General features: G+C 38.9%; 21 protein-coding genes. 2 read left to right on the top strand and 19 right to left on the bottom strand.

All coding sequences use genetic code 11. The features are described 5' to 3' along the window. Positions 1 to 132 precede the first annotated feature (132 nt). The 5 genes from glnA to spoVK all read right to left on the bottom strand — a co-directional run bounded on the left by glnA (position 133) and on the right by spoVK (position 5,584). On the bottom strand, positions 133 to 1,467 hold the full coding sequence (gene glnA, locus M3196_RS10440; RefSeq protein WP_251322224.1) for a type I glutamate--ammonia ligase: 1,335 nt from the start codon (positions 1,465 to 1,467) through the stop codon (positions 133 to 135). A 76-nt stretch (positions 1,468 to 1,543) separates the two neighbouring features. Then, a complete protein-coding gene (locus tag M3196_RS10445; RefSeq protein ID WP_251322225.1) occupies positions 1,544 to 1,945 on the bottom strand; it encodes a MerR family transcriptional regulator in 402 nt (133 codons plus the stop codon). Between the two features lie 113 nt (positions 1,946 to 2,058). Further along, entirely contained in the window at positions 2,059 to 3,336 is a 1,278-nt protein-coding gene (locus M3196_RS10450; protein WP_251322226.1) for an aminotransferase class I/II-fold pyridoxal phosphate-dependent enzyme, read from the bottom strand. A 1-nt stretch (position 3,337) separates the two neighbouring features. Then, on the bottom strand, positions 3,338 to 4,594 hold the full coding sequence (gene hflX, locus M3196_RS10455; protein WP_251322227.1) for a GTPase HflX: 1,257 nt from the start codon (positions 4,592 to 4,594) through the stop codon (positions 3,338 to 3,340). 39 nt (positions 4,595 to 4,633) lie between these two features. After that, entirely contained in the window at positions 4,634 to 5,584 is a 951-nt protein-coding gene (spoVK, locus tag M3196_RS10460; RefSeq protein ID WP_251322228.1) for a stage V sporulation protein K, read from the bottom strand. Positions 5,585 to 5,861: 277 nt separating this feature from the next. Between spoVK and M3196_RS10465 the strand changes: the two genes are divergently transcribed. Then, on the top strand, positions 5,862 to 6,485 hold the full coding sequence (locus M3196_RS10465; protein ID WP_251322229.1) for a YitT family protein: 624 nt from the start codon (positions 5,862 to 5,864) through the stop codon (positions 6,483 to 6,485). Positions 6,486 to 6,614: 129 nt separating this feature from the next. Here the strand turns inward: M3196_RS10465 and M3196_RS10470 are convergent, their stop codons facing one another. Then, a complete protein-coding gene (locus tag M3196_RS10470; protein ID WP_251322230.1) occupies positions 6,615 to 7,193 on the bottom strand; it encodes a YhcN/YlaJ family sporulation lipoprotein in 579 nt (192 codons plus the stop codon). 102 nt (positions 7,194 to 7,295) lie between these two features. Here M3196_RS10470 and M3196_RS10475 point away from each other — a divergent pair, with 102 nt between their 5' ends. After that, positions 7,296 to 8,270, top strand: a complete 975-nt coding sequence (locus M3196_RS10475; protein WP_251322231.1) for a tyrosine-type recombinase/integrase — start codon at positions 7,296 to 7,298, stop codon at positions 8,268 to 8,270. A 30-nt stretch (positions 8,271 to 8,300) separates the two neighbouring features. On the opposite strand, the gene hfq is transcribed toward M3196_RS10475, so the two are convergent. From hfq to rny, 13 genes are all read right to left on the bottom strand, one after another. Beyond that, positions 8,301 to 8,537 carry an RNA chaperone Hfq gene (gene hfq / locus M3196_RS10480; protein ID WP_251322232.1) on the bottom strand — a complete coding sequence of 79 codons (237 nt, stop codon included), beginning with the start codon at positions 8,535 to 8,537 and terminating at the stop codon, positions 8,301 to 8,303. 31 nt (positions 8,538 to 8,568) lie between these two features. Beyond that, positions 8,569 to 9,519, bottom strand: coding sequence for a tRNA (adenosine(37)-N6)-dimethylallyltransferase MiaA (miaA, locus tag M3196_RS10485; protein WP_251322233.1), 951 nt, complete (start codon positions 9,517 to 9,519; stop codon positions 8,569 to 8,571). A 9-nt stretch (positions 9,520 to 9,528) separates the two neighbouring features. Beyond that, a complete protein-coding gene (mutL, locus tag M3196_RS10490) occupies positions 9,529 to 11,382 on the bottom strand; it encodes a DNA mismatch repair endonuclease MutL (protein ID WP_251322235.1) in 1,854 nt (617 codons plus the stop codon). A gap of 14 nt (positions 11,383 to 11,396) precedes the next feature. After that, complete coding sequence (gene mutS / locus M3196_RS10495) at positions 11,397 to 13,991, bottom strand: DNA mismatch repair protein MutS (protein ID WP_251322236.1); 2,595 nt, start codon at positions 13,989 to 13,991, stop codon at positions 11,397 to 11,399. Positions 13,992 to 14,102: 111 nt separating this feature from the next. Then, on the bottom strand, positions 14,103 to 14,675 hold the full coding sequence (locus M3196_RS10500; RefSeq protein WP_251322237.1) for an outer spore coat protein CotE: 573 nt from the start codon (positions 14,673 to 14,675) through the stop codon (positions 14,103 to 14,105). Between the two features lie 317 nt (positions 14,676 to 14,992). Continuing rightward, positions 14,993 to 15,427: a RicAFT regulatory complex protein RicA family protein gene (locus M3196_RS10505; protein WP_251322238.1), complete on the bottom strand. Its 435-nt coding sequence runs from the start codon at positions 15,425 to 15,427 to the stop codon at positions 14,993 to 14,995. After that, positions 15,427 to 16,944 carry a tRNA (N6-isopentenyl adenosine(37)-C2)-methylthiotransferase MiaB gene (gene miaB / locus M3196_RS10510; protein ID WP_251322239.1) on the bottom strand — a complete coding sequence of 506 codons (1,518 nt, stop codon included), beginning with the start codon at positions 16,942 to 16,944 and terminating at the stop codon, positions 15,427 to 15,429. Before miaB ends, M3196_RS10505 begins: the two co-directional genes overlap by 1 nt. Positions 16,945 to 17,148: 204 nt before the next feature. Continuing rightward, positions 17,149 to 18,324: a glycine C-acetyltransferase gene (locus M3196_RS10515; RefSeq protein WP_251322240.1), complete on the bottom strand. Its 1,176-nt coding sequence runs from the start codon at positions 18,322 to 18,324 to the stop codon at positions 17,149 to 17,151. Positions 18,325 to 18,341: 17 nt separating this feature from the next. Further along, the gene (tdh, locus tag M3196_RS10520) at positions 18,342 to 19,382 is read right to left on the bottom strand and encodes an L-threonine 3-dehydrogenase (RefSeq protein WP_251322241.1); all 1,041 of its coding nucleotides are present in this window, start codon (positions 19,380 to 19,382) and stop codon (positions 18,342 to 18,344) included. A 179-nt stretch (positions 19,383 to 19,561) separates the two neighbouring features. Further along, positions 19,562 to 20,428, bottom strand: a complete 867-nt coding sequence (locus M3196_RS10525; RefSeq protein WP_066289611.1) for a 2-oxoacid:ferredoxin oxidoreductase subunit beta — start codon at positions 20,426 to 20,428, stop codon at positions 19,562 to 19,564. Between the two features lies 1 nt (position 20,429). Next, a complete protein-coding gene (locus M3196_RS10530) occupies positions 20,430 to 22,172 on the bottom strand; it encodes a 2-oxoacid:acceptor oxidoreductase subunit alpha (RefSeq protein WP_251322242.1) in 1,743 nt (580 codons plus the stop codon). 349 nt (positions 22,173 to 22,521) lie between these two features. Next, a complete protein-coding gene (spoVS, locus tag M3196_RS10535) occupies positions 22,522 to 22,782 on the bottom strand; it encodes a stage V sporulation protein SpoVS (RefSeq protein WP_010193268.1) in 261 nt (86 codons plus the stop codon). A gap of 276 nt (positions 22,783 to 23,058) precedes the next feature. Continuing rightward, positions 23,059 to 24,624, bottom strand: a complete 1,566-nt coding sequence (rny, locus tag M3196_RS10540; protein ID WP_251322243.1) for a ribonuclease Y — start codon at positions 24,622 to 24,624, stop codon at positions 23,059 to 23,061. Between the last annotated feature and the right edge of the window lie 220 nt (positions 24,625 to 24,844).

The raw sequence follows: 24,844 nt of genomic DNA on the forward strand, positions 1-24,844 counted from the left end.
AAAAACGTGTTCTCAAATATTTTTTCCTTGTTTTGTGGGTGTTTTGTAGGTGGCATTCTTTTCAAATAACAAACTAAATTGTACCCACAAAAATAAAATCCCTCGATACAATTGTATCAAGGGATATAACTCTTAGTACATGCTCATATATTGTTCGCGTTCCCAAGGGTGAACTTGTGTGCGGAACATATCCCACTCAATTTCTTTTGCTTCAATGAAGTGTTCTGTCGCGTGCTCACCAAGAGCTTTTGTTAGAACTTCATTTTTGCTGAAAAGAACAAGAGCTTCTTTTAATGTTGCTGGAAGATCTTGAATTCCTTCTGCTTCACGCTCATCTTTATCCATTACATAGATGTTGCGGTCTACAGGCTTTGGAGCAGCTAATTTATTCTTGATTCCATCAAGACCAGATGCAAGCAATGCAGCCATTGCAAGATAAGGGTTAGCAGTCGGATCAACACTGCGAACTTCAATACGTGTGCTGATTCCGCGAGAAGCTGGAATACGAATTAAAGGACTTCTGTTTTGCATAGACCAAGCTACATAACATGGTGCTTCATAACCAGGAACTAAACGCTTATAAGAGTTAACAGTTGGGTTTGTGATTGCTGTAAAGCCTTGGGCGTGCTTTAGGATACCAGCTAAGAAATGCATTGCTGTTTCACTCAAGCCAGTTTCAGACTTTTCATCATAGAATACATTCTCGCCGTCTTTAAATAAAGACATGTTCGCATGCATCCCTGAACCGTTTACTCCGAATAATGGTTTTGCCATAAACGTAGCATGAAGACCATGCTTACGAGCAATTGTCTTAACTGCAAGCTTAAACGTTTGAATGTTATCACACGTGCTTACAGCATCCGCATATTTAAAATCGATCTCGTGCTGACCAGGTGCTACTTCATGGTGAGAAGCTTCGATTTCAAAGCCCATATCTTCTAGTTCTAAAACGATATCTCTGCGGCAGTTTTCACCAAGGTCTGTTGGAGCGAGGTCAAAGTATCCGCCTTTATCATTTAGTTCTAGTGTAGGTTCACCCTTTTCATCATTTTTAAATAAGAAGAATTCCGGTTCAGGTCCGATATTGAAATCAGTGAATCCTAAGTCTTCCATTTCTTTTAACACACGCTTTAAGATACCACGAGGGTCTCCATCAAACGGAGTACCGTCTGGGCTGAAGATATCACAGATCAAACGTGCAACTTTTCCTTTTTCAGAAGTCCAAGGGAAGATTACGAAAGTATCTAAATCAGGGAATAGATACATATCTGATTCTTCGATACGGACAAAACCTTCAATTGAAGATCCGTCGAACATCATCTTATTATCTAGAGCTTTTTCAAGCTGACCGATTGGAATCTCAACGTTTTTGATAACACCCAATAAATCAGTGAATTGCAAACGAATGAATCTTACATTTTCTTCCTTAACCAACTTCAAAATATCATCTTTCGTATACTTAGACAAATCTTTCTCCTCCTTTGAATATAAAAAGCGCCTTATTAAGGCGATTGTTCACCTGTTAAGTATTATTTTGTTGTTATTAATGAAAAAACCTGGAAAGTTCTCCTTGGATTAAAGATGTCTTTCCATGTCTCCCTGCGTGTATCAATTCCCGTTTCAAACGGCGATGAAGCGCAGATTCTGAAATTTCCTTGACACCTTGCACTTTTTGCTGGTTTTTAATGAGTTCTGCAGCCTGTTCATTAAGTTCAAAGACTCTTTTGATGCCTGCTAAGTTTACACCTTGTTCCAGCAATGCCTTAATTTCAAGAAGTTTATCTACATCATTGAAAGAAAACAAACGACGATTACCTTCTGTTCTGGCAGGATGAATTAATTCATGTTCTTCATAATAGCGAATTTGTCTTGCAGATAACTCAGTCAGCTGCATAACAATGCTTATCGGGAACAACGGCAAGTTCCTGCGGTTCATATCGTTCATTATGCCTACCTCCTTTCAACTTCTTTTTATATCTTATGTCACAAAACCTCACATGTCAATCCTAATGTTAGAAAAATTAACATCAAAATAAAAAAAGGCCAATTCCGGCCTTTTTAGAATGCTTCTTTTTGTAATAATCCATTAGTAAAGAGTTCATCGACAGCAGAAATAACTGCAATCTTCACATGTTCAAATGTAAGACCGCCCTGAACGAACGCTATATATGGAGGTCGTATAGGGCCATCTGCTGTAAGTTCGATGCTTGCCCCCTGGATAAATGTACCTGCAGCCATAATGACATCATCTTCATATCCCGGCATGTAATCAGGATAAGGAACAGCAAATGAATTGATCGGAGAAGCCATCTGGATAGCCTGGCAAAATTTGATCATTCTCTCTTTATCACTAAAGATTACAGACTGTATAAGATCAGTTCTTTTTGCATCCCATGACGGCCTTGTTTCCATGCCTAACTCTTCTAAAAAAGCAGCTGTAAAAACTGCGCCTTTCAAAGCTTGTGCTGTTACATGGGGAGCTAAAAAGAAACCTTGATACATTTCCTGAAGGCTGTAAAGAGATGCCCCTGCTTCCCGTCCAATTCCTGGTGATGTCAGACGAAAAGATATCCTGTTTATCAGTGATTCTTTTCCTGCAATGTAGCCTCCAGTCTTAGCTAGGCCGCCTCCAGGGTTTTTGATTAACGAACCTGCTATAATGTCGGCTCCCGCTTCAATAGGCTCAGATTGTTCAACGAATTCACCGTAGCAGTTGTCTACAAATACAATCACATCATGCTTAATGTTTTTCACAAACTCGATCATTTCTTTTATTTCATGAATTGAAAAAGAAGGACGGTCAGCATATCCTTTTGACCGCTGTATACCAATCATCTTTGTCTTTTCTGAAATCGTATTTTTAATGGTTTCATAATCTATTTCACCATTTACAGTTAAATCAACATGCTGATAAGAAATGTTATATTCCTTTAGTGACCCTTCACCTGTTCCTCTTATCCCTACAATCTCTTCTAATGTATCGTAAGGTTTTCCGGTTATATAAAGCAGTTCATCACCCGGGCGAAGCACACCGAAAAGAGATAATGTGATGGCATGAGTACCTGAAATAATTTGGGGTCTTACAATTGCAGCTTCTGCCTTAAAAACATCGGCATATACTTTTTCCAGCGTATCACGGCCGGAGTCATCATAACCATAACCTGTAGATGGATTGAAATGATGATCACCTACCTGGTTATTTTGAAAAGCTTTTAAAACTTTGAACTGATTAAACTGTGCAACACTATCGATTGATTTGTGTATTTCACTAATTTTATCAGAAACTTTTTTTGCTGTTTTCTCTAAAATTTCTCCATATTGAAACTGCGAATACATACTATTCTCCTTTATTGCCGATCGACTGGATGGATGAAGAGGAAAGTGCATAACCTTTACATTCATATACGAGCTTTTCTTTATCGAACTCTTGTTCAATTAGAATCGTTTCAGACCGAAGTCTTGAAAGCAGCTTTCCATCATGTGCCGGAACACTGATCTGATAATATTCAAGCTGTTTTTTAACTTCTTTTTCAATGGTATTTAACAGTTCCGTAATGTCACCTTCTGACAACGCAGAAATAGAAATGGACGGACTTTCAGGAATAAAGTCAGCCTCAAACTGATCTTTCTTATTGTATACGGTTACCATAGGGATATGGCTTGCCTGAAGTTCACTCAAGATTCGTTTAACTGTCTTTTCATGCTGTGTACGATCTTCACTTGATCCGTCGATAACGTGAATAAGAAGATTGGCTTCGGCCGCTTCCTCTAATGTTGATCGAAAAGCAGCGATTAATGAAGTTGGAAGATCTTGAATAAATCCTACCGTATCTGTCAAAAGCATTTGGAACCCGCTTTTAAGCTTTACTTTTCTTGTTAAGGGGTCAAGTGTTGCAAAAAGCTGATCTTCCTCATAACTGTCTGCTTCTGTCAGCTTGTTGAATATCGTTGATTTCCCGGCATTTGTATAACCTACGAGTGCGGCTTGAAATACACCTTGATGTTTGCGGCGTTCCCTGTACCTTTCTCTATGGCTGACAACCTGGTTAAGCTGCTGCTTTAACTCATGAATACGCAGTCTGATATGTCGTCTGTCTTTTTCAAGCTTCGTTTCACCTGGTCCTCTTGTCCCGATACCCCCGCCGAGTCTTGATAGGCTTGTACCTATTCCGGAAAGTCTCGGCAATAGATATTCAAGCTGTGCGAGCTCAACCTGGAGCTTACCTTCACGTGTCTTTGCACGTTGAGCAAAAATGTCTAGAATCAGCTGTGTACGGTCTATAATTCTAGCCTTAAAGTGTTTTGATAAGTTGCGGACCTGTGAGGGTGACAACTCACTATTAAAAATAATTAGTTCTGCCTCTAATTCTTCTTCAAGTGTTATGATCTCTTCAATTTTCCCTTTACCTATAAAAGTGGCAGAATCATACCTGTCTCTTTTTTGAGAAATTACAGCACATACAGTTCCATTTGCTGTTTTTGTAAGAGATTTTAATTCTTCCATTGAATAAAAAAAACGCTCGTCGTCCTGCCGCGGTAGCTGACAGCCGACGAGAATCGCTTTTTCCTGAACTGAATCGTTATGTCTGTTCAAATTCGCGATCCCTGCTTTCCATAGTCTCTCTACATCATATCAAATCGGATCACGTTCTTCTAGCACGAGGTCGTCGCTTTGTATCGTCATTAACGTTTTCCTGTCCTGTCTTGAATCATTCAAAAGTCTGACGGATTGCCGTCTTACTGCTTTTTCTATCATATTTCTAATGTATCTGCCATTTGAGAATGACTCATTTTCTGAATTTCTGATTCTTTCTATATGTGATTTTAGCTTCCACTCACAATCTCTCGTTAATATATACTCTCTTTCAGTCAGCATTCTTTTCGCAATTTCCATCAGTTCATCAGCAGTATAGTCAGGAAAAGATATTACAACCGGAAATCTGGAAGGAAGCCCTGGATTCAATTTTAAAAACCGGTCCATCTCTTTTGGATAACCTGCTAAAATCAAAATAAAATCATGCTGCTGATCCTCCATAGCTTTGACGAGTGTATCAATCGCTTCCTTGCCAAAATCCTTCTCTCCACCTCTTCCTAAAGAATAAGCTTCATCGATAAATAGGATTCCTCCGCTTGCTTTTTTCAACAAGTCTCTCGTTTTCTGGGCCGTATGACCGATATATTCTCCTACCAGGTCAGCTCTTTCAGCTTCTATTAGATGGCCTTTAGACAATACCTTCATCTCATGAAAAAGCGTCCCAAGCTTTCGCGCAACCGTTGTTTTCCCTGTACCAGGATTCCCTTTAAACAACATATGAAGTGCCTGCTTTTCCGCCTTCATTCCCATTTCCATCCGGCATTTATTAATATGAAGCCATGCATAGATTTCCTTAACATGATATTTCAAGTCTTCCATTCCCACGAGCCGGTTAAGTTCTTGCTCAATTTTTAATAATGGAAGATGCTGCTCCTTCGCTTTATCTTTACTAGCCAAAATTATGGCATCATCTGTCTTCAGTTTTTCATTTCCCTGGTTTAAAACAATGTTGATCTGCCGCTGTTTCTTTATAGCGATAGGTTCATTCAAGCGGTACCACCTCTCTTTACCAGTCGAATCATTATATGTTTGTTTGATAATACCTGTGACAAATGCCTATATCTTTTTGTATCTACTGTTATCAATTTATGACAATCCCTCTTTATCTACCACAATGACAAGCCCTGTTTTTTAAATTGAATAATTATAACCTGAATGTAAGCGTTTCCTATTTTCAGACGAATAAAAATACTCAATTATACAAGATTTCCGTGATATGTTAATAAATGAAAATCAAGCTATTTGTTTAATGGAAGTAGGAACTCATTTGGAAACGAAATTATATAAAATTTTGATGATTATTTTGGGGCTATTTTTAACCGCAGCCGGTATAAAATTACTAAATGTTCATTCATTGACTTTTGGAGGTACTGCGGGTATTGCAACGCTTGGTTCTTTTATGAGCGAATGGTCATGGGGAGTTCTTTTTTTAGTAGTTAATCTCCCATTTTTTATTCTTTCAATAAAAAAGCTGGGTTGGGCATTCTCCATTTCAACTTTTCTATGTATCATGCTCATCTCTGTACTTTCTGATCTTATGGACTTTATACAATTTCCGCACATTGCACCTGTATTTGCAGCAGTTGCTGCCGGTATTCTGATTGGAATTGGTGTCAGTTTCGTTCTTAATTCTGGTGCTTCACTTGGGGGTATACATATCCTGGCTCTCTATTTGGAACAAAAGTCTGAGATCAACAGAGGTGTCTCTCTTTTTGTAACGGATTTTATTATTGTTTCATCAGCAGTGGTTATGTTTGGTTTCAAAAATGCTCTTATATCTATAATTGCGATTACAATTGCATCTTATTTAACTGGTAAATTAAGAAATACAGCTAAGCCGTTAACTACTGTGTATGTACCTGCTGATTCTGAACCGATCAGAAATAATTAAAAGCATCTTCCGTATTTTGGAAAATGCTTTTTTTCATGAGTTGTTTACATAACAAATATTATGTTTATTATATACCGGACGATGTGTCAAAATCTGTCTATTTATGCGCTTCCTTAGGAAATAATATTCTTATTCGTATAAGTCGTCCCGGCTTTGGTCCATCTCTTCATGCATATCTTGCCTCTCAGTTGATTTCAATTGTCCTTTAAGCGGTTTTATTTGGCCGATTAAAATTCCAAGTTCATTGTAAACTCCGCCTTGAAGGTCATTTTTACTCTGTTGCACTTTTTGACCTAACTCTTTTATTTTTGTGATTTTTTCCGGATCGGTGGTAATCGCTGCATTCCTGCCGTGTGCGTTACCCTTTAAGTTGTTATAAACCTCTTTGCGCAGTTCATTATTTTCTTCTCCAGGAGCTACAGGCTCTGAAGAAACTATTCCTACTAATGTGTAAATGCCGCTTACAAGCACATAAGCCTTTTCTACACCCTCAACTTTCTCGGCAAGCTGGACTAAATCTTTTGATTGATGGAGTTCCTCGCTTTTTTCTTCTACAAGAGGCGAATCGATCTGTGTGTTCGGTTTACGTTCAGACGTATCATATTTAACCTGCTCGGTATCGAGTGTTTCATCCCCAGAACCGCTTTTCCCTGAACATGCACTTATACTAAAAAGTACACAAATTAACATCAACGAGAGTTTCCGCATAATTATCATCCTTTTTTTAGATAGTTTTGATAGGATGCATGCGAAATATGCAAAAAATCCCCGCTTTGTTATAATGGGAAAAAGAGGTTATAGGAGGCAATTATGGAAGAATATCCACACTTACCCGGATATGCCGAATCGTTTATCTCCCATTTACAAAAGAAAGGCAGAACAGAAAGTACAATTAAAAGGTATTACTATGATCTGCTTGATTTTTTAGCTTGGGTTCGTGTCGTTAAAAAAAGTGATGATATTGATGATATTAAATCTTTGAATCCTAGTGTTTTAAACGATTATTTCCAATTTCTTTCCGATCAGCGTGAATATAGTACCTCGACAAGCAAAAGAGTATTTACCGTTATAAAAAGTCTGTTTCATTACCTTCATTCTCAAAGACAACTTCAGGTTAATCCCTTTTCAGAACTTGAAAAGAACTTAAAAGAAGATACCCAATTTAATGAGGAAGATTTTATTACGAAATGCGAATTTGAACTGTTATTTAAAACCTTGTCTTCTTATGAAGGACTAACTGAAAAACAGCAAAAACACAGACATTTGCTTATAAGAAGAAATGAAGCTATTTTGTCACTGATATATTATTATGGCTTATCATTGCAGGAATTGACGAATATTGAAATGAAACATGTTCATTTTACACAGCAGCAGTTATCAATTTTGAATAAAACAGAAATGCGCCGCCTTCCTCTGGACGATTTTACGCGGCACTTGCTTTATGCATATATGGAAGACATCCCAGACGCCATAAGACCAAGAAATAACTCCTCTGATCGTTTTTTTATCGCATTTGATTATCAAAGAGGGACTTTCCGGTTTGATTATGGAAATTATGAACCAAAACCTTTAACTGTCATTGCGGTTCAAAAGATGCTTAGACAGGAGATCAGAAGGTCTGGCATTAGAAAAGGTATCAGTTCCCATCACCTTCGAAGAACCGCTATCTTAAACTATCTAGCATCAGGCAAAACTGGTGAAAAGGCTCAGGAAAGGTTTGGGTTAAAATCTCAACTTACTCTGCAAAGATATGAAAACTACCTGACACAAATAAAAACTCCCTAAAACCTTTAACAGGTTCTTAGGGAGTATTTTTTATTCATTCATATTTGCAGAAGATAAATCGACATTTCGATGCGGGGTGAATGTTGAAATAGCATGCTTATATATGAGGTGCTGTTTCCCTTCTGCCTCAAGTACAACCGTAAAGTTGTCAAACCCCTTTACTAAACCTTTCAGCTGAAAGCCATTCAGCAAATATACGGTCGCATAAATATTTTCGCGACGTAATTGGTTTAAGTAATGATCCTGTAAATTGATTGATTGCTTCATGTGAACAGATCCTCCTCTTTGGGCATTACCTTTATACATTCTCGGAAATTTCTAATTTCCCTTCCACAAACTGATGAATTTCTTTAAATTTTTTTGAAAAAGGCTCTTTATCCATCGAAAACCACTCAACATCCATCTGATTTTTAAACCAGGTGAATTGCCTTTTGGCATATCTTCTTGAATTTCGTTTTAAAAGGGATACTGCTTCTTCTAATGAAATTTCACCTTTCAGGTATGGGAAAAGCTCCTTATACCCTATCGCTTTTGCAGCTAGGCTATTGCTTATATCTTGAGATAATAACCACTTTGCTTCCTCGAGGATACCCGTCTCAATCATAAGATCTACACGTTTATTAATACGTTCATATAACGTTTCGCGGTTCATGGTTAAACCAACTAACGCAAGTTTATATGGTGACTCTTCTTTGCCCTGTAAGTTACTTTGTTCCTCTGAAGGAATTTTACCCGTTTCAAAATATATTTCAAGAGCTCTGATTACCCTTTGAACATTATTAGGATGTATTTCTTCTGCCCGGACAGGATCGATAGACCTTAACTCCTCATGTAAAGCTTCTGGTCCTTCTTTATCCGCTCTAATTTGCAGCTTTTCCCGGATCTCACTGTTTTTGTGCACTTCTGAAAATTCATAATCATGTGTAACGGAACGAATATATAGTCCTGTTCCCCCAACAATGATTGGTATTTTCCCTCTATTATTAATATCACTGATAATTTTCTGTGCCTTTTCTTGAAACTCAGCGACGGAAAATGGTTCGTATGGTTCTTTAATATCAATCAGATAATGCGGGATGCCTTCTTTTTCATCCTCCGTTATTTTAGCTGTACCGATATCTAATCCGCGGTATATCTGCATGGAATCCCCGCTGATAATTTCTCCATCGATCGCTTTAGCTAGTTCAATGCTTGTTTTTGTCTTCCCAACAGCTGTTGGACCAACAATGACGACTAATTTATCCTTCATGTTTAACTCCTACATCACTCGTTTAAACATCTTTTCGAGTTCATATGTTGATAGATGAATCGTGATCGGCCTGCCATGAGGGCATGTATATGGATCTTCGGATTTACGCAAAGACTCAAGCAAAGCAAATATCTCATCGTTTCTAAGGTGATGGTTCGCTTTAATAGATCCTTTACACGACATCATGATGGCAGCTTCTTCTCTTAATTTTTTTATATCAATCCTTCTATGATCCAAGACCTGCTGGATAATATCCATGATCGTTTCTTTTTCATATCCCTTTGGAAACCACTGGGGATGCTCTCTTACAATAAACGTATTTTGTCCAAACGGTTCAAGAAACAGTCCGACCTGCCTTAAAAACTCAAGGTGATCCTCGATAAATGCAGATTCATGTGCAGTGTACTCAAATGTATAAGGAACAGTTAAAAGCTGCAGTTCCCGTTCTACTTGTCCTACTTTTTTTCGAAAATATTCATACTTAATTCTCTCTTGAGCAGCATGCTGATCAATTAGGTACAGGCCCTTTTCATTTTGGGCAAGGATGTAGGTTCCGTGCATCTGTCCAATCGGATATAAGACTGGTATTTTTTCATTGCTAATTTCAGGATTCTCAGATAATGGAGTTACCTTTTCATTAGTTTCCGGAATATGTTTGGTTTCTAAAAGCGTATCAACCACTTCGTTGATTTTTTCTGCTTCCTGGAACTTTATCGGTGTTTCTACAGGATGCATTATTTTCTGATTCAAGAAATCTGCGGAATCCTCCGGCTTGCTTTCTTCACTATTCTGTCGGTATTCAAATGAAAAAGAAGATTGTAGATCTGTTTCTTTATGCTTCTGCTCTTTCTTCTCAAAGTTTACTTCAGGGATGAGCTGCTGAGCTTTAATGACTTTTCTGAGTTCGTTTTCAACTAACTGAACGAGTTCTGTTTCTTTGCTTAATCTTGCTTCATGTTTTGAGGGATGTACATTTACATCGATGATGGTTGGATCCATCTTAACAGATAGGATAGCGATCGGAAAACGCCCAATCGGCAAAAAAGTATGATATGCATTTTGTATGGCTTTTGAAAGAGCAAAGTTCTTTATATATCTTCCGTTCATAAAAAGGGAAATATATTGTCTGGAGGCCCTGTTCATCTCCGGTTTGGCGATATATCCTGTCACTTCATAATCCAGCGAAGTGCAAGAAACCGGAATCATATTCTTCGCAGTCTGGATGCCATAAACTGCTGCAATAATCTGCAGCAGGTTTCCATTACCTGAAGTATGAAGCAATTCTTTTCCGTTATGCTTTAATCGGAAGGATACGTCCGGATTAGCTAAAGCAAGCCTGTTAACAAGATCGGTAATGGTACCTAATTCAGTCTGAATCGTTTTAACGTGTTTCAGACGGGCAGGTGTATTATAAAATAGATTTCTTACTGTAAGATCCGTACCTTTTCTGCTGTTTGTTTGCTGCTGTTTAGTAACTTTACCATTCTCAATATACAAGTACGTTCCTGGTCCATTTCCTGTAGAAGATTTCAATTCAACCTGAGAAACGGAAGAAATACTCGGCAATGCTTCTCCACGAAAACCCATCGTCCGGATTTGGATAAGGTCCTGTTCGCTCTTGATCTTACTTGTCGCATGCCGATTAAAAGCGAGAACACAATCATCTGCTTCAATGCCGTCACCGTTATCCAGCACACGAATCAGCGACAATCCTCCTTCTTCCACTTCGATCTCAATTCTCTTTGCATTCGCATCGATCGAGTTTTCAACAAGTTCTTTCACAACTGAGGCAGGGCGTTCCACGACTTCTCCAGCTGCAATCTTATTGGATAAATGTTCATCTAGCTGTACGATTTTGCCCATATTTCCGCCTCCTTTTATTTCAGTTTTGTTTGAAGCTTATATAAAACATTCATCGCATCAAGAGGAGTCATTTCCAGCACATTCATAGCTTTCAATTCTTTTATAACATCCATATCCTTCGAGTCTCTTTTTCTTGAAGTCGCGTTATGGTCGGCAAATAAGCTAAGCTGGCTTTCCATTATATCTTCTTCTTTAGCCGCTGATACTTCTTGACTCGGAAGTGATTCGTTCTTTTCCTGTTTTTCGTATGTTTGCAGAATCGTTTTGGCTCTTTCGATGACATCTTGCGGAAGATCAGCAAGCTCTGCTACTTGAATACCAAAGCTTTTGTCTGCTTGTCCATCAATTACCTTATGCAAAAATACAAGACTTCCATTTTCTTCAACTGCACTTACAAAAACATTTTTCAATGATGGAAGTGATTTTTCTAAAACTGTCAGTTCATGATAATGGGTCGAAAATAAGGTTTTCGCCTGAATTCTTTCGTGAATAAATTCAATAATAGATTGAGCGAGCGCCATGCCGTCATAAGTAGAAGTTCCTCGTCCGATTTCATCAAGAAGAATTAAGCTGTTTTCAGTCGCACTAGTAAGCGCAAAGTTTGTTTCGAGCATCTCTACCATAAAAGTACTTTGTCCGCCTACTAAATCATCCGCTGCCCCAATACGGGTGAAAATCTGATCAAACAAGGGGAGTTCTGCTTTTTCAGCAGGCACGAAACATCCGATCTGCATCATGATAGCCGTTAAAGCAAGCTGGCGCATATAGGTACTCTTACCTGCCATATTTGGTCCGGTGATCAACAGCATGTTTCTATCATTATTTAATAAAATATCATTTGGAACATATTCCTGAGCATCCATTACTTTTTCAACAACAGGATGGCGTCCGCCGACGATCTCTACATTCCCATCCTCTGAAACTATTGGTCTGACATAACGGTATTGCTCACTGACCGCAGCGAAAGATTGCATGACATCCAGCTCAGAAATGGCACCTGCCAATTGCTGAAGCCCAGGGATGTATTGCTTCACATATTCTCTTACTTCCAGGAATAAAGTATGTTCCAGCCCTGTTATTTTTTCTTCTGCTTCTAGAATAATCCGTTCTTTCTCTTTTAGTTCAGGAGTAACATATCTCTCCGCATTGGCAAGAGTCTGCTTGCGTTCATATCTTTCAGCAGGAACCATTGAAAGATTTGATTTAGTAACCTCAATATAATAGCCAAATATTTTATTGAAGCCGATTTTTAGTGATTTAATTCCGGTATTCACTTTCTCCTGCTGCTCAAGGGCTGCAATCCATGCTTTCCCGTTCATGCTTGCATCCTTATATTCATCCAGCTTAGCATTGTACCCTTTTTTAATGATTCCGCCTTCTTTTATCTGAACAGGAGCTTCATCATGTATAGCAGAATCCAGATACTGAGCCAGTTCTTTATGATCCTGCATCTTTTCATCAAGTTCAGCAGCATAATCACCAGGTATCTGTTTAATCTTTTCTTTAAGAACTGGAACGCTTAATAGTGATTTTTTCAACTGGACTAAATCTCTCGGACTTGCATTCCCATAAGAGATCTTAGCGATCAGCCGTTCCATATCATACACTGATTTCAGCTGTTCTTTCATTTCTTCCCGTATAAAAAACTCTCCGATTAGATTCTCGACTAATTGTAACCGTTTTTCGATGGTTTTCTTTACAAACAACGGTTCCTCTACCCACTGCTTTAGTTTTCTGGCGCCCATGGCTGTCATTGTTGCATCTAACAGCCATAATAATGAGCCTTTCTTTCCCTTGGCACGAATGGATTCTGTTAATTCCAGATTTCGTTTCGAAAAAGCATCAAGCTTCATTCTTTGATCGTTCTGCTGGAATTCAACTGGTTTAAGATGCTGAAAGGAACGTTTCTGCGTATAGCTTAAATAGTGAAACAGCCTTCCTGATGCTTTAAGCAATGAGGGCAGAGAAACATCTCTTACCAGATGCTGAAACTTATCATCTATCGAATTCTCTGTCTGGATAGATACCGATGCCTGCCCATTCAATGAGATCTTTTCGTTCCAATCGTTATGTAAATTTTCATCACCTACGATCTCCTTAACACCGTGGCTTAACAGCAACTGAATGAATGACAGCTGACTTCCGCTGTATGTATAACCTTTTAATTCCCCTGTAGACAGGTCACATAGTACGTAAGCATATAGATCTTCTTCAGTTTCAATAGAAACTAGATAATTATTTTCCCGGTCTTGCAGCAGATGATCATCGATAACGGTACCTGGCGTAATAATCTGAATAACCTCACGCTTCACGACACCAACTGACTGCTTAGGGTCTTCTACTTGTTCACATATCGCTACTTTATGCCCGTTTTCTACGAGCGTCTTAATATACCCGGAAGAAGAATGATAGGGTACACCGCACATTGGGATGCGATCCTTGCTTCCTCCATCTCTGCTCGTTAATGTAATCTCTAAAATTTGGGCTGCCTGAACAGCGTCTTCAAAAAACATTTCATAAAAATCGCCTAAACGAAAAAATAAAAAGGCATCTTGATGAGCTGCCTTGATTGATAAATATTGTTGTATCATTGGAGTATACTGCGACATTTTTTCACCTATCTTCATAACATTTCGATGTTGCTATTATATCATAACTCACCATTTCATTTCGTTTTTATAGGCATGAAAAAAACGGGAAACAATCTCCCGTTCAGGTAATTATTCTTCTAAATCACCGACTAGAAAATTCGGATCAAGATCTTCAAAATTTTCATCTTCTACATCGAATTCCCAATCTCTCATATTCTCATCATCGAATCCGTCAGGGTTTACATAGACGCATACCTTAGTCTCACCTATAATTTCACATACAAACTCTCGTTCTACTTGAACAATAACTTTATTGCCATTAGGTGAAATAGTAGCTTCTAACGTATTAGGCTCCTGCAGAGCACGACATGTTACTTCATACTGATTTCCAAGTGCATGTTTATCCCGTACACTTAAATCCACTTTATCTTTAAAGTGAATGGTTTCAGTTACCACTTCCGTTCTTGTGTTATCGTTATACGAATACCAAACATTAATATCATAGCTTCCTTCAACTTCAACACATTCGTCAATTTTTTTTGGTTTATAGGCATGGTTGATAATCCAGCATCCTAATATACTGCTGGGACGATGTGCCGGTGTGATCGTATGGGTTGCCTGAGAAAACTTTCTTCCTTTCCCGCACACCGCTTTTGTAATGATCTCTCTGTAAGTCAGTTCCTGTTCAACACTTCTGGACATACATGAATCCCTCCTATATCCGGTCTCCATACATTTTATGCAGGGCGAATGCCTATTGTGCTTACTAATCCTAAATCGAAACAATTAGTTTATGTATATGGGCGTTTGTTGTCCAATGTTCAAGAAATATTTATTATGTACGGTACGTGAAATTTATAGTGGTTCTATAAAGTTAACTTCATGCCATTATGACGGTGCATTTATCGAATAGCCAATAAAAATGAGATACGAGCATAAATTATTTCGAAGGATCATAATTGCTGTTTGAAGACTAAAAAAACGATGCCAGAATCAGGCATCGTTTGTAAAAATTAATATTAGTGGCAGCCGCAGCCTCCAGGTGTACAGCCTTCCTGGGAACCAGTTGTTCCTTTAAGAAGATCTCCTCCAGTGGATTCAATAATTTCATCTGTCACTTTGTTTGAAATGGTATGAGAAACCATTTGCAGGATATCATTCACGTCACTTTGAGACTGTTTAAATTCCTGCACAACTGGGATGCTGTCTAATTCAGCCATTAAATCGTCAATCTTTTCTTCAACTTCTCTAGACGCTTCATGCTTTTGATAATGCTGAAGGTTTACAGCTTGCTTTTGAAGATTTTTGATCTGTCCCATCAATTTTGCGACGTTCGCATTCGTATTGATTTGGGCTTCTGCTTTTTTAAAGAACTCAACTTCTTCTGTTGTTGCGATCATTTTTGCCAGTTCTTTCGCTTTACCTAATATTTCTTCTTTTGTATAAGTTGTCATTAGCTTACCACCTCTGATTTTTCTGCTACTAATTCTCCGCCAAGATTCCAAGTTTTGGCATCTGTGATCATAACTTTAACAATTTCACCGATCAGGTGTTTAGGAGCTTTAAAGTTTACTACTTTATTTGAACCCGTATGACCAGTTAACACGTCAGGATTTTTTTTGCTTTCTCCCTCAACGAGCACTTCTACAACCTTACCTACGTAAGCCTGATTTTTTCGGAGTGAAATATCGTTTAATACATTGTTCAAGCGCTGAAGACGCTCACGTTTAACTTCCATTGGGACGTTATCCTTCATCTTCGCTGCTGGTGTACCCTCACGTGGTGAATAGATAAACGTATAAGCTGCATCGTACTCCACTTCTTTAACAAGCGAAATCGTATCCTCGAACTGTTCATCAGTCTCATTCGGGAATCCAACAATAATGTCTGTCGTCAAAGCAGCATTTGGTATTGCTGCTTTAATTTTGTTTACAAGTTCCATATAATGTTCTCGAGTATATTTACGAGCCATCAATTTTAAGATGTCGCTATTACCGTGTTGAACAGGAAGATGAATGTGATCCACTATATTTCCGCCTTTCGCGAGCACTTCGATCAAGCGGTCATCAAAATCACGCGGATGGCTGGTCGTAAAACGGAGTCTTGGGATATCAATCTTTCGGATCTCGTCCATAAGATCTCCAAGTCCATAATCCAAATCTTCGAAATCTTTGCCGTAAGCATTTACATTCTGCCCTAACAATGTAACTTCCTTGTAGCCTTCTCTTGCCAGCTGTCTGACTTCATCGATAATATCTTGAGGATGCCTGCTTCGTTCCTTACCGCGAGTGTATGGAACGATACAATACGTACAGAACTTATCACAGCCGTACATAATGTTAACCCAGCCTTTTACATTACCTTTACGCTTTCTGGGAAGATTTTCAACGATATCTCCTTCTTTTGACCAAACTTCCACAACCATCTCTTTAGAAAACAGAGCATTTTCAATGATCTGCGGCAACCGGTGTATATTGTGAGTACCAAAGATCATGTCTACTTGCGGATAAGTCGATAAAATCCGGTTTACAACAGATTCTTCCTGTGACATGCAGCCGCAAACACCTAAAAGCAAGTTTGGATTATTTGCTTTTGTATGTTTTAAGTGACCCAGTTCACCAAATACCTTATTTTCAGCATTTTCACGAATCGCACATGTATTTAACAGGATAACATCCGCATCCTCAGTTGAGTTCGTTACTTCATATCCCATTTCATTCAAGATTCCAGCCATGACCTCCGTGTCATGTTCGTTCATTTGGCAGCCGTAAGTACGGATATAGAATTTTTTTCCGGCACCAATATTTTTTAGGTTTTCTGGAATAGTGAAATCCTTTAAAATCTGAGTCTGCTCTTTCCCGCGTTTTTTCGCATCTTTCAAAGAAGGTGGAGCATATGTTGTTTGGAAATATTGTGAGTAGTCTCTTTTTTTATCATTATTGACCGTTTTGTTGTCTTTAGTAGTATCCAAGACCCTTTCACTCCTTACTGCCTTTTACTGCATTTTAACGTTTATTTATTTCATGAGATTGCTTATTTGTACCTAACTGTAACATTATATCAAATAAATGGCTGTAATAAAACGTGAAATCCTTCTAGTTTACATAATGTTATTATGGTAAATTGAATGATTTTGCCAAACAAAAAAGAAGGATTACTCCTTCTTTTTAAATCGTTAAATAATTTCCAGTTCTTTTCCTGCTTTTTCAAACGCATCTAAAGCAGCCTGTAATTCTTCTCTTGTATGCTGTGCAGTTACGATTGTACGTACACGTGCTTTTCCTTTTGCTACGGTCGGGAATGCAATACCTTGTGCGAATACACCATATTTTAAAAGCGTATCGGAAAGCTTATGTGCTAAAGCATCATCACCAACAAGTACTGGAGTGATCGGAGTTTCACTTACTCCAGTATCAAATCCTAAATCCTTCAGTCCAGCTTTAAAGAATTTTGTGTTTTCCCACAGTCTTTCCATATGTTCCGGCTCTTCCTCGAGCACATCGATAGCAGCTGAACTTGCTGCAATAACCGCAGGCGGATGAGAGGTACTAAATAAGAAGGGACGTCCCTTATGAATCAAATAATCTCTTAATGTTTGTGTACTTGCAATATAGCCTCCAAGAACACCAATTGCTTTACTTAATGTACCTACTTGAATGTGTACGCGACCATTCAAGTTAAAGTGATCGATTGTTCCGCGTCCGTTTGATCCCAGCACGCCGCTTGCATGAGCGTCGTCAACCATAACTAGTGCATCATACTTTTCTGCAAGTTCTACGATCCCCGGCAGAGGTGCAATATTACCGTCCATCGAGAATACACCATCTGTTACTACGATTCTTTTTCTATATTCTTGTGTTTCTTTTAAAGCTGCTTCTAAATCTTCTAAATCGACATGCTTGTAGATTCTTCTTTTTGCTTTTGTTAAACGAATTCCGTCAATAATGGAAGCGTGATTTAATTCATCAGAAATAACAACATCCTGTTCTGTCAAAATCGCAGATAGAATTCCCTGATTTGTAGAAAAACCAGATTGGAAAACAAGACATGCTTCCGTGTGTTTGAATTCAGCAAGTTTTTTTTCAAATTCTTCATGCATGGAAAGAGTCCCAGCTATAGTACGCACTGATCCTGTCCCTACACCGTATTTTTCAACCGCTTCTAAAGCAGCCTCTTTCATTTTCGGATGACTCGTAAGCCCTAAATAATTGTTTGAAGAAAGCTGAATAACTTCCTTGCCGTTAATCACAACTTTAGATCCCTGTTCGGATTCTAGAGGGACAAGCTTTCTAAACGTTCCCTCTTTTTTCATGTGGTCTAATTCTTCTTGTAAGTATTCAAAACCTTTCATCACTATCAAACCCCTTTCTAAGGAATAAGAACTACTTTTCCACAATTGCCTTTTATCATTAAGTCAAAGCCTTCCTCAAACTGTTCCATTGGAAGCGTATGGGTGATAATTGTTTCTGGGTGCATGCTTCCGGATTGTAAAAGTCCGGATACTTGCTGCCACGTTTCATACATTTTTCTTCCTGTGATACCTTGTACTGTTACACCTTTGAATACAACATCATTAGTCAGGTCAATTTCAACAGGCTTAACAGGCAGACTTAAGATGGATACACGTCCGCCGTTAGTGATCATTTTGAACCCTTGGTCGATCGCAACTGGATGACCGCTCATTTCACAAACCACGTCCACACCATTTCCGTCTGTAAGCTCCATCACTCTTTCAACTGGATCTTCATTCTTAGGGTTGATCACAGAAGTAGCTCCAATTTTTTTCGCTAAATCCAGACGGTATTCATTAAGATCTAATGCGATGACCTGGCTGGCTCCTGCAGCTTTAGCAACGTTTACAGCCATAATGCCGATAGGTCCGCAGCCGATGACTGCAACGGTTTTCCCTGCTACATCACCAGCAAGAACAGTATGAACAGCATTGCCCATCGGTTCTTGAATGGAGCCATGTTCAAAAGGCATATTGGAATCGTTTTTCCAAATGTTTTCAGCTGGCATTGCAACATATTCTGCAAAACAGCCATGTGTATCGACACCGATGATTTTTGTATTTTTACAAATATGAAACTGTCCTTTTAAACATTGCGGACAAGAATGACAAACTATATGTGTTTCTGCAGATACATGATCACCAACGTTAACGTTTGTTACAGAACTTCCCACTTTTTCTACGATTCCTGAAAACTCATGACCAAATACATAAGGAGTCTTTACTCTGCTCTGCGACCATTCATCCCACGTATAAATATGGACATCTGTCCCGCAGATTGAAGTAGCTTTAACTTTGATCAATACTTCATTCTCATTAATCTGAGGTATATCGACTGTCTCTAATCTAGCACCGTAACCTGCATGATGCTTAACAATTGCTTTCATTTTTCCTTCCAAACTGAACACTCCTCACTAAACATCAAATATCATATCCATCACAATTGTACATTTAATAAATAATGAGGTAAAGAGCAGTGTTCACGTCAGATGGACATTCGGGGATACCAAAAAAAATTTTAAAAATTTTTTAATAAGAAGTAAAATGCCTCCTCCAAAAAATAGGAGAAGGCATTGTTTTACATAAATTCTGTCATAAGCTGATTGAATTTTTCCTCTGAAAGGTTCAAGTCCATTTTAGCAAGAGCTTCTTTGCTGTATCCGTGGGCAAGATCCTGATAGGAAGGCTTCACTTTATCCTGATAGATGATTCCTTTGACAAGCCCTTTATTCTCCATCAATGTTTGCATGGCCATCATGCGGTTTGAAGAATCATAGTTTTCAATTGAACTTAATGGTACTAAATGTTCTTTAAACCAGTCATAAGTATTAACTTTATTGTAGGTTACACAAGGAGAGAACACATTAATCAAAGAAAATCCTTTGTGATTAATACCCGCTTCAATAATAGAAGTCAGCTCTTTCAAATCAGTTGAAAAGCTTTGTGCTACAAATGTTGCACCTGCTGTTAAAGCCAGCTCCATGATCCCGATAGCGGATTCAACAGATCCTTCTGGTGTACTTTTTGTTTTGAAACCAACATCAGAACGCGGAGACGTCTGTCCTTTAGTAAGTCCATAAATCTGGTTATCCATAACAATGTATGTGATATCGATGTTTCGTCTGATCGCATGAACAGTGTGTCCCATTCCAATCGCAAAACCGTCACCGTCACCACCTGATGCAATTACTGTAAGGTCTCGGTTTGCCATCTTAACACCCTGTGCAATCGGCAATGAACGCCCATGAATACCATGAAAACCATAAGACTTAATATAACCTGAGATCCGTCCAGAACAGCCGATTCCCGATACAACGGCAAGATTATCTGGTTCTAAACCGACATTTGCTGCTGCTCTTTGAATGGCTGCCTGTACTGAGAAATCTCCACAACCCGGACACCAGTTAGGTTTGATACTGTTACGAAAATCTTTGAATGTAGCCATATTAAACCAGCTCCTTGCATTTCATGACAACTTCAGATGGCAAGAAAGGATTCCCATCATATTTTAGCAAATTCTTAATTTTTTCATGCTGTCCAACATTCATTTTTAAAATGTTAGCTAGTTGGCCTGTAGCATTATTTTCAACGACAATCACCGTTTTGGCTGAATCGATTAACGGTTTCATCTCGTCTGCCGGGAATGGATGAATCAATCTGATATGTGCGTGATTCACCTTGAACCCTTCTGCTTCCAGGCGCGGCATTGCTTCTTCTATAACCCCTCTAGTAGAGTTAAACCCAACTAAAAGAATATCAGCCTGTTCATGCTTTATCTGCTTTACTACAGGTACATTGAAGCGCAGTCTATTTAGTTTGCGAAGACGCTTGTCCATCTGTTTTTGACGGTTAGCTGCAACCTCAGAAGGTTTCCCCGTTTCATCATGCTCAACACCCGTAACATGGTGAATACCATTTTTCATTCCGGGAATTACACGAGGAGAGATACCATCTTCAGTTACTTCATATCGTTTAAAATATCCATCTTTATCATCAGTTTCTGGGAGCTCCTGGCTAGGGTCCAACTTTCCTCGGCGGATTTCTACACGGTTGAAATCCAGAGGCTCAACAGATTGTTTTCCAAGTGAAAGCTGAAGGTCTGTTAATAAGATAACAGGACATTGGTATTCTTCTGCAATATTCAATGCTTCAACTGCATCATAAAACGCTTCTTCCACTGTACTCGGCGCCATAACAACCTTTGGAATTTCACCATGAGTTCCATAAATCATAGCCATTAAGTCGGATTGTTCTTGTTTAGTCGGAAGACCTGTAGACGGCCCGCCGCGCTGTGTATCAACCACAACTAATGGAACCTCTGTCATACCGGATAGACCAAGTGCTTCCATCATCAAGGAAAGCCCAGGACCTGCTGAAGAAGTAATCGTTCTTACACCAGCGTAATTTGCACCGATTGCCATTGTACAAGCTGCGATCTCATCTTCCGTCTGAATTACGGTACCACCGAATTCAGGCAGTTTTTTAATTAAATATTCCATGATCTCAGAGGCTGGAGTAATAGGATACGCAGCCATGAAACGAACGCCGCCCGCCACAAAACCAAGTGCGATCGCATCGTTTCCGATCATGAACATTCTCTTTTTGCCATCTGCTTTATTTAATTGGAAACCGTCAATCTGGCCGCCTGATAATTCATTGAAATGATCAGCACCTTTTTGAATAGCCTCCATGTTCTTTTCAACTACTTTTGCACCTTTGCGGGAGAAAATCTCCTCAACTACTTCTAAATAGCTTTCGACAGGCAAACCTAAAACGGCACTCGTTGCGCCGATCGCTACCATGTTTTTCATTAGTGAAGTTCCTAGTTCACTCGCAATCTCAGTAAATGGAACCGCATACAATCTAACATTCAAATCTTCTGGCACTGTAGGATTGAATTTAGAATCTCCAATAACAACCCCGCCATCGCGCAGTTCATGTACATTCACATCAATGGTCTCTTGGTCGAATGCTATTAAAATATCAAGATCATCAGAAATAGAACGGGTTTCACTCGTGCTTACACGAATTTTATTGTTGGTATGACCGCCTTTAATTCTAGAAGAAAAGTGTCGATAGCTATAGAGATAATAGCCAAGGCGGTTAAGTGCCATCGCAAAAATTTCTCCTGTACTATCGATACCTTCACCTTGCTGTCCGCCAACTTTCCAGGAAAGTTGATCAATCATGTACTCCACCCTTTCAGTAACCCAAACGTTAATTTTGAGAAATTACTTTAGTATTGTGTATTGCTTTCATGGTGATTTCAACGTTTTTATACGTTAAATAAATTATGTACTAAACGTCTACAATTCTAGACTTAACTTAATAAAAATGCAAGTATTCGGCTAAAATTATTCAAACTATTTCAAAAACAGGCAAATCATGTAAGGATTATTATTCCTACTAAAATCTGTGATACAAATCCTTTATTATCATTTCTTGTAATACCGCCTGTTTTCCTTCACTGCAGGCTGCACAAAATAAATAAAGAAACACAAAAAACCTGCTTACTTAAAAGTAAACAGGTTTTTTCCATTATCTCGGTTCCACTATTAATTTAATGGCAGTTCTTTCTTCCCCGTCGATCAAGATATCTGTAAATGCTGGTATACAAATGAGGTCTACTCCGCTCGGTGCCACAAATCCTCTTGCAATCGCTACTGCTTTTACTGCTTGATTTAATGCACCCGCTCCGATTGCTTGTATTTCAGCGCCTCCTCTTTCCCGGAGAACACCGGCAAGTGCACCAGCTACAGAATTGGGGTTGGATTTTGCTGAAACTTTTAATATTTCCATTGTTTTGAACCTCCTTCAGGATAGATACCTGTTCTACTATATTCATTGATCAAGGCTTGTATTCCTGCAGTAATAAAATTACAGAGAACTCGTTATAATATTTTTCCTGCGGAATTGACCTTCTGAATAAAACCCCGGTTATCTGTTTCCCTAAACAAAGATAATTCAAACCTCTCTAAAAGTTAGACTTTTCGGAAAATTCGTTCAGTAAATTGGATCGTACGTACAAAAAAACCGGCTCAGATTAGGTCATAAGTACCTATTGAGCCAGTTCTATTATTTTGCGTATTCTACTGCTCTCGTCTCACGAATGACCGTTACTTTGATGTGACCTGGATAATCCAGCTCGCTCTCGATCTTTTTCGTTATATCACGGGCAAGTCTGTATGAAGCTACATCATCAATCAGATCCGGCTTAACCATGATTCGTATTTCACGTCCTGCTTGTATAGCGAAAGATTTTTCTACGCCATCAAATGATTCTGAAATCTCTTCCAGTTTTTCAAGTCTGCGAATATACGTTTCCAGCGTTTCACGCCGTGCTCCTGGTCTTGCTGCTGATAAGGCATCTGCAGCTGCAACTAAAGTAGCAATAATCGATGTAGGTTCTGTGTCACCATGATGAGACGCGATACTGTTGATAACTACTGGATGTTCCTTGTACTTAGTAGCAAGTTCCACCCCGATATCAACGTGGCTGCCTTCGACTTCATGATCAATTGCTTTACCAATATCATGAAGCAATCCAGCGCGTCTAGCAAGATGTACATCTTCTCCTACTTCAGCTGCCATCAATCCAGCTAAGTATGCAACTTCTGTTGAATGTTTCAGTACGTTTTGACCGTAGCTTGTACGGTACTTCAAACGGCCAAGAATTTTAATTAAATCTGGGTGAAGTCCGTGAACACCTACTTCAAAAGTAGTTTGTTCCCCAACTTCGCGAATGTACTCGTCCACTTCTCTGCGTGATTTTTCTACCATTTCTTCAATTCGCGCAGGGTGGATTCTTCCATCCTGTACAAGTTTATCCAATGCCATTCGCGCAATCTCACGGCGAATAGGATCAAAACCAGACAAAATGACAGCTTCCGGAGTATCATCGATAATTAAATCAATACCCGTTAACGTTTCTAGTGTTCTGATGTTGCGTCCTTCGCGTCCAATAATTCTTCCTTTCATTTCATCGTTAGGAAGATTTACTACAGAAACAGTTGTTTCTGCTACATGATCGGCTGCGCAGCGTTGGATAGCCAGTGAAAGAATTTCTTTCGCTTTCTTGTCCGCTTCTTCTTTTGCACGGTTTTCCATTTCTTTTACCATCATCGCCAATTCATGTGTCATCTCATTCTCAGTTTCAGTCATGATAATTTGGCGGGCTTCATCCCTGGTAATACTGGAAATGCGCTCAAGCTCTCGTTGCTGTTCCTCCAGCAATTCCTCCACTTTGCTTTCAATCTCTTCAATTTGTCGCTGTTTTTTGGTGAGAGATTCCTCACGTCTTTCTAAAGATTCCTCTTTCTTGTCAAGAGTTTCACTTTTTCTGTCCAGGATCTCTTCTTTTTGAACCAATCGATGTTCTTGTTTTTGCAGCTCGTTTCGACGTTCGCGAATTTCGCGCTCTGCTTCGGTACGCAGCTTATGGATTTCATCTTTTGCTTCTAACAGCGCTTCTTTCTTGCTGGCGTCAGCATCGCGCTTTGCTTCTTCAACAATTTGCGCAGCTGCTCGCTCTGCGCTTGAAATCTTCGCTTCTGCAATTGATTTCCTAACAAGATATCCGACAATAGCACCGACACCTAGTGAGACAAGCAAACTGGAGATGAATACTAAAAGATTGGGCATATTTCCACCTCCTCTTGCTTTTCTGCTTTTCATACTGCATTTCTTGGCGTCATTCGTGTTACATGTGCTGTGCACCATTCATGTCGTACAAATACTATACATATCTTTTAATTTCATAAGAAATCAAAATATATCTCCATTTTATAGGTGTGCCAATAGCTTGTCAAGAGAGTCAATCTTCTATAATAATAGGTTGATCTAAAAATAGCAAGGAGCATTA

Origin of the sequence: Fictibacillus nanhaiensis, from assembly GCF_023715445.1 — a bacterium.
GTDB classification, from domain to species: Bacteria; Bacillota; Bacilli; order Bacillales; family Fictibacillaceae; genus Fictibacillus; species Fictibacillus nanhaiensis_D.

Coding starts and splice junctions, on each gene's coding strand:
- mutS (WP_251322236.1), bottom strand. CDS start 13,991: ATGTCGCAGTATACTCCAATGATACAACAATATTTATCAATCAAGGCA.
- M3196_RS10525 (WP_066289611.1), bottom strand. CDS start 20,428: ATGGCTACATTCAAAGATTTTCGTAACAGTATCAAACCTAACTGGTGT.
- hfq (WP_251322232.1), bottom strand. CDS start 8,537: ATGAAGCAATCAATCAATTTACAGGATCATTACTTAAACCAATTACGT.
- M3196_RS10505 (WP_251322238.1), bottom strand. CDS start 15,427: ATGACAACTTATACAAAAGAAGAAATATTAGGTAAAGCGAAAGAACTG.
- rny (WP_251322243.1), bottom strand. CDS start 24,624: ATGCCCAATCTTTTAGTATTCATCTCCAGTTTGCTTGTCTCACTAGGT.
- mutL (WP_251322235.1), bottom strand. CDS start 11,382: ATGGGCAAAATCGTACAGCTAGATGAACATTTATCCAATAAGATTGCA.
- spoVS (WP_010193268.1), bottom strand. CDS start 22,782: ATGGAAATATTAAAAGTTTCAGCAAAATCCAACCCCAATTCTGTAGCT.
- M3196_RS10530 (WP_251322242.1), bottom strand. CDS start 22,172: ATGATTGATCAACTTTCCTGGAAAGTTGGCGGACAGCAAGGTGAAGGT.
- M3196_RS10450 (WP_251322226.1), bottom strand. CDS start 3,336: ATGTATTCGCAGTTTCAATATGGAGAAATTTTAGAGAAAACAGCAAAA.
- M3196_RS10470 (WP_251322230.1), bottom strand. CDS start 7,193: ATGCGGAAACTCTCGTTGATGTTAATTTGTGTACTTTTTAGTATAAGT.
- miaA (WP_251322233.1), bottom strand. CDS start 9,519: ATGAAGGATAAATTAGTCGTCATTGTTGGTCCAACAGCTGTTGGGAAG.
- M3196_RS10500 (WP_251322237.1), bottom strand. CDS start 14,675: ATGTCCAGAAGTGTTGAACAGGAACTGACTTACAGAGAGATCATTACA.
- M3196_RS10475 (WP_251322231.1), top strand. CDS start 7,296: ATGGAAGAATATCCACACTTACCCGGATATGCCGAATCGTTTATCTCC.
- M3196_RS10515 (WP_251322240.1), bottom strand. CDS start 18,324: ATGAAAGGTTTTGAATACTTACAAGAAGAATTAGACCACATGAAAAAA.
- M3196_RS10445 (WP_251322225.1), bottom strand. CDS start 1,945: ATGAACGATATGAACCGCAGGAACTTGCCGTTGTTCCCGATAAGCATT.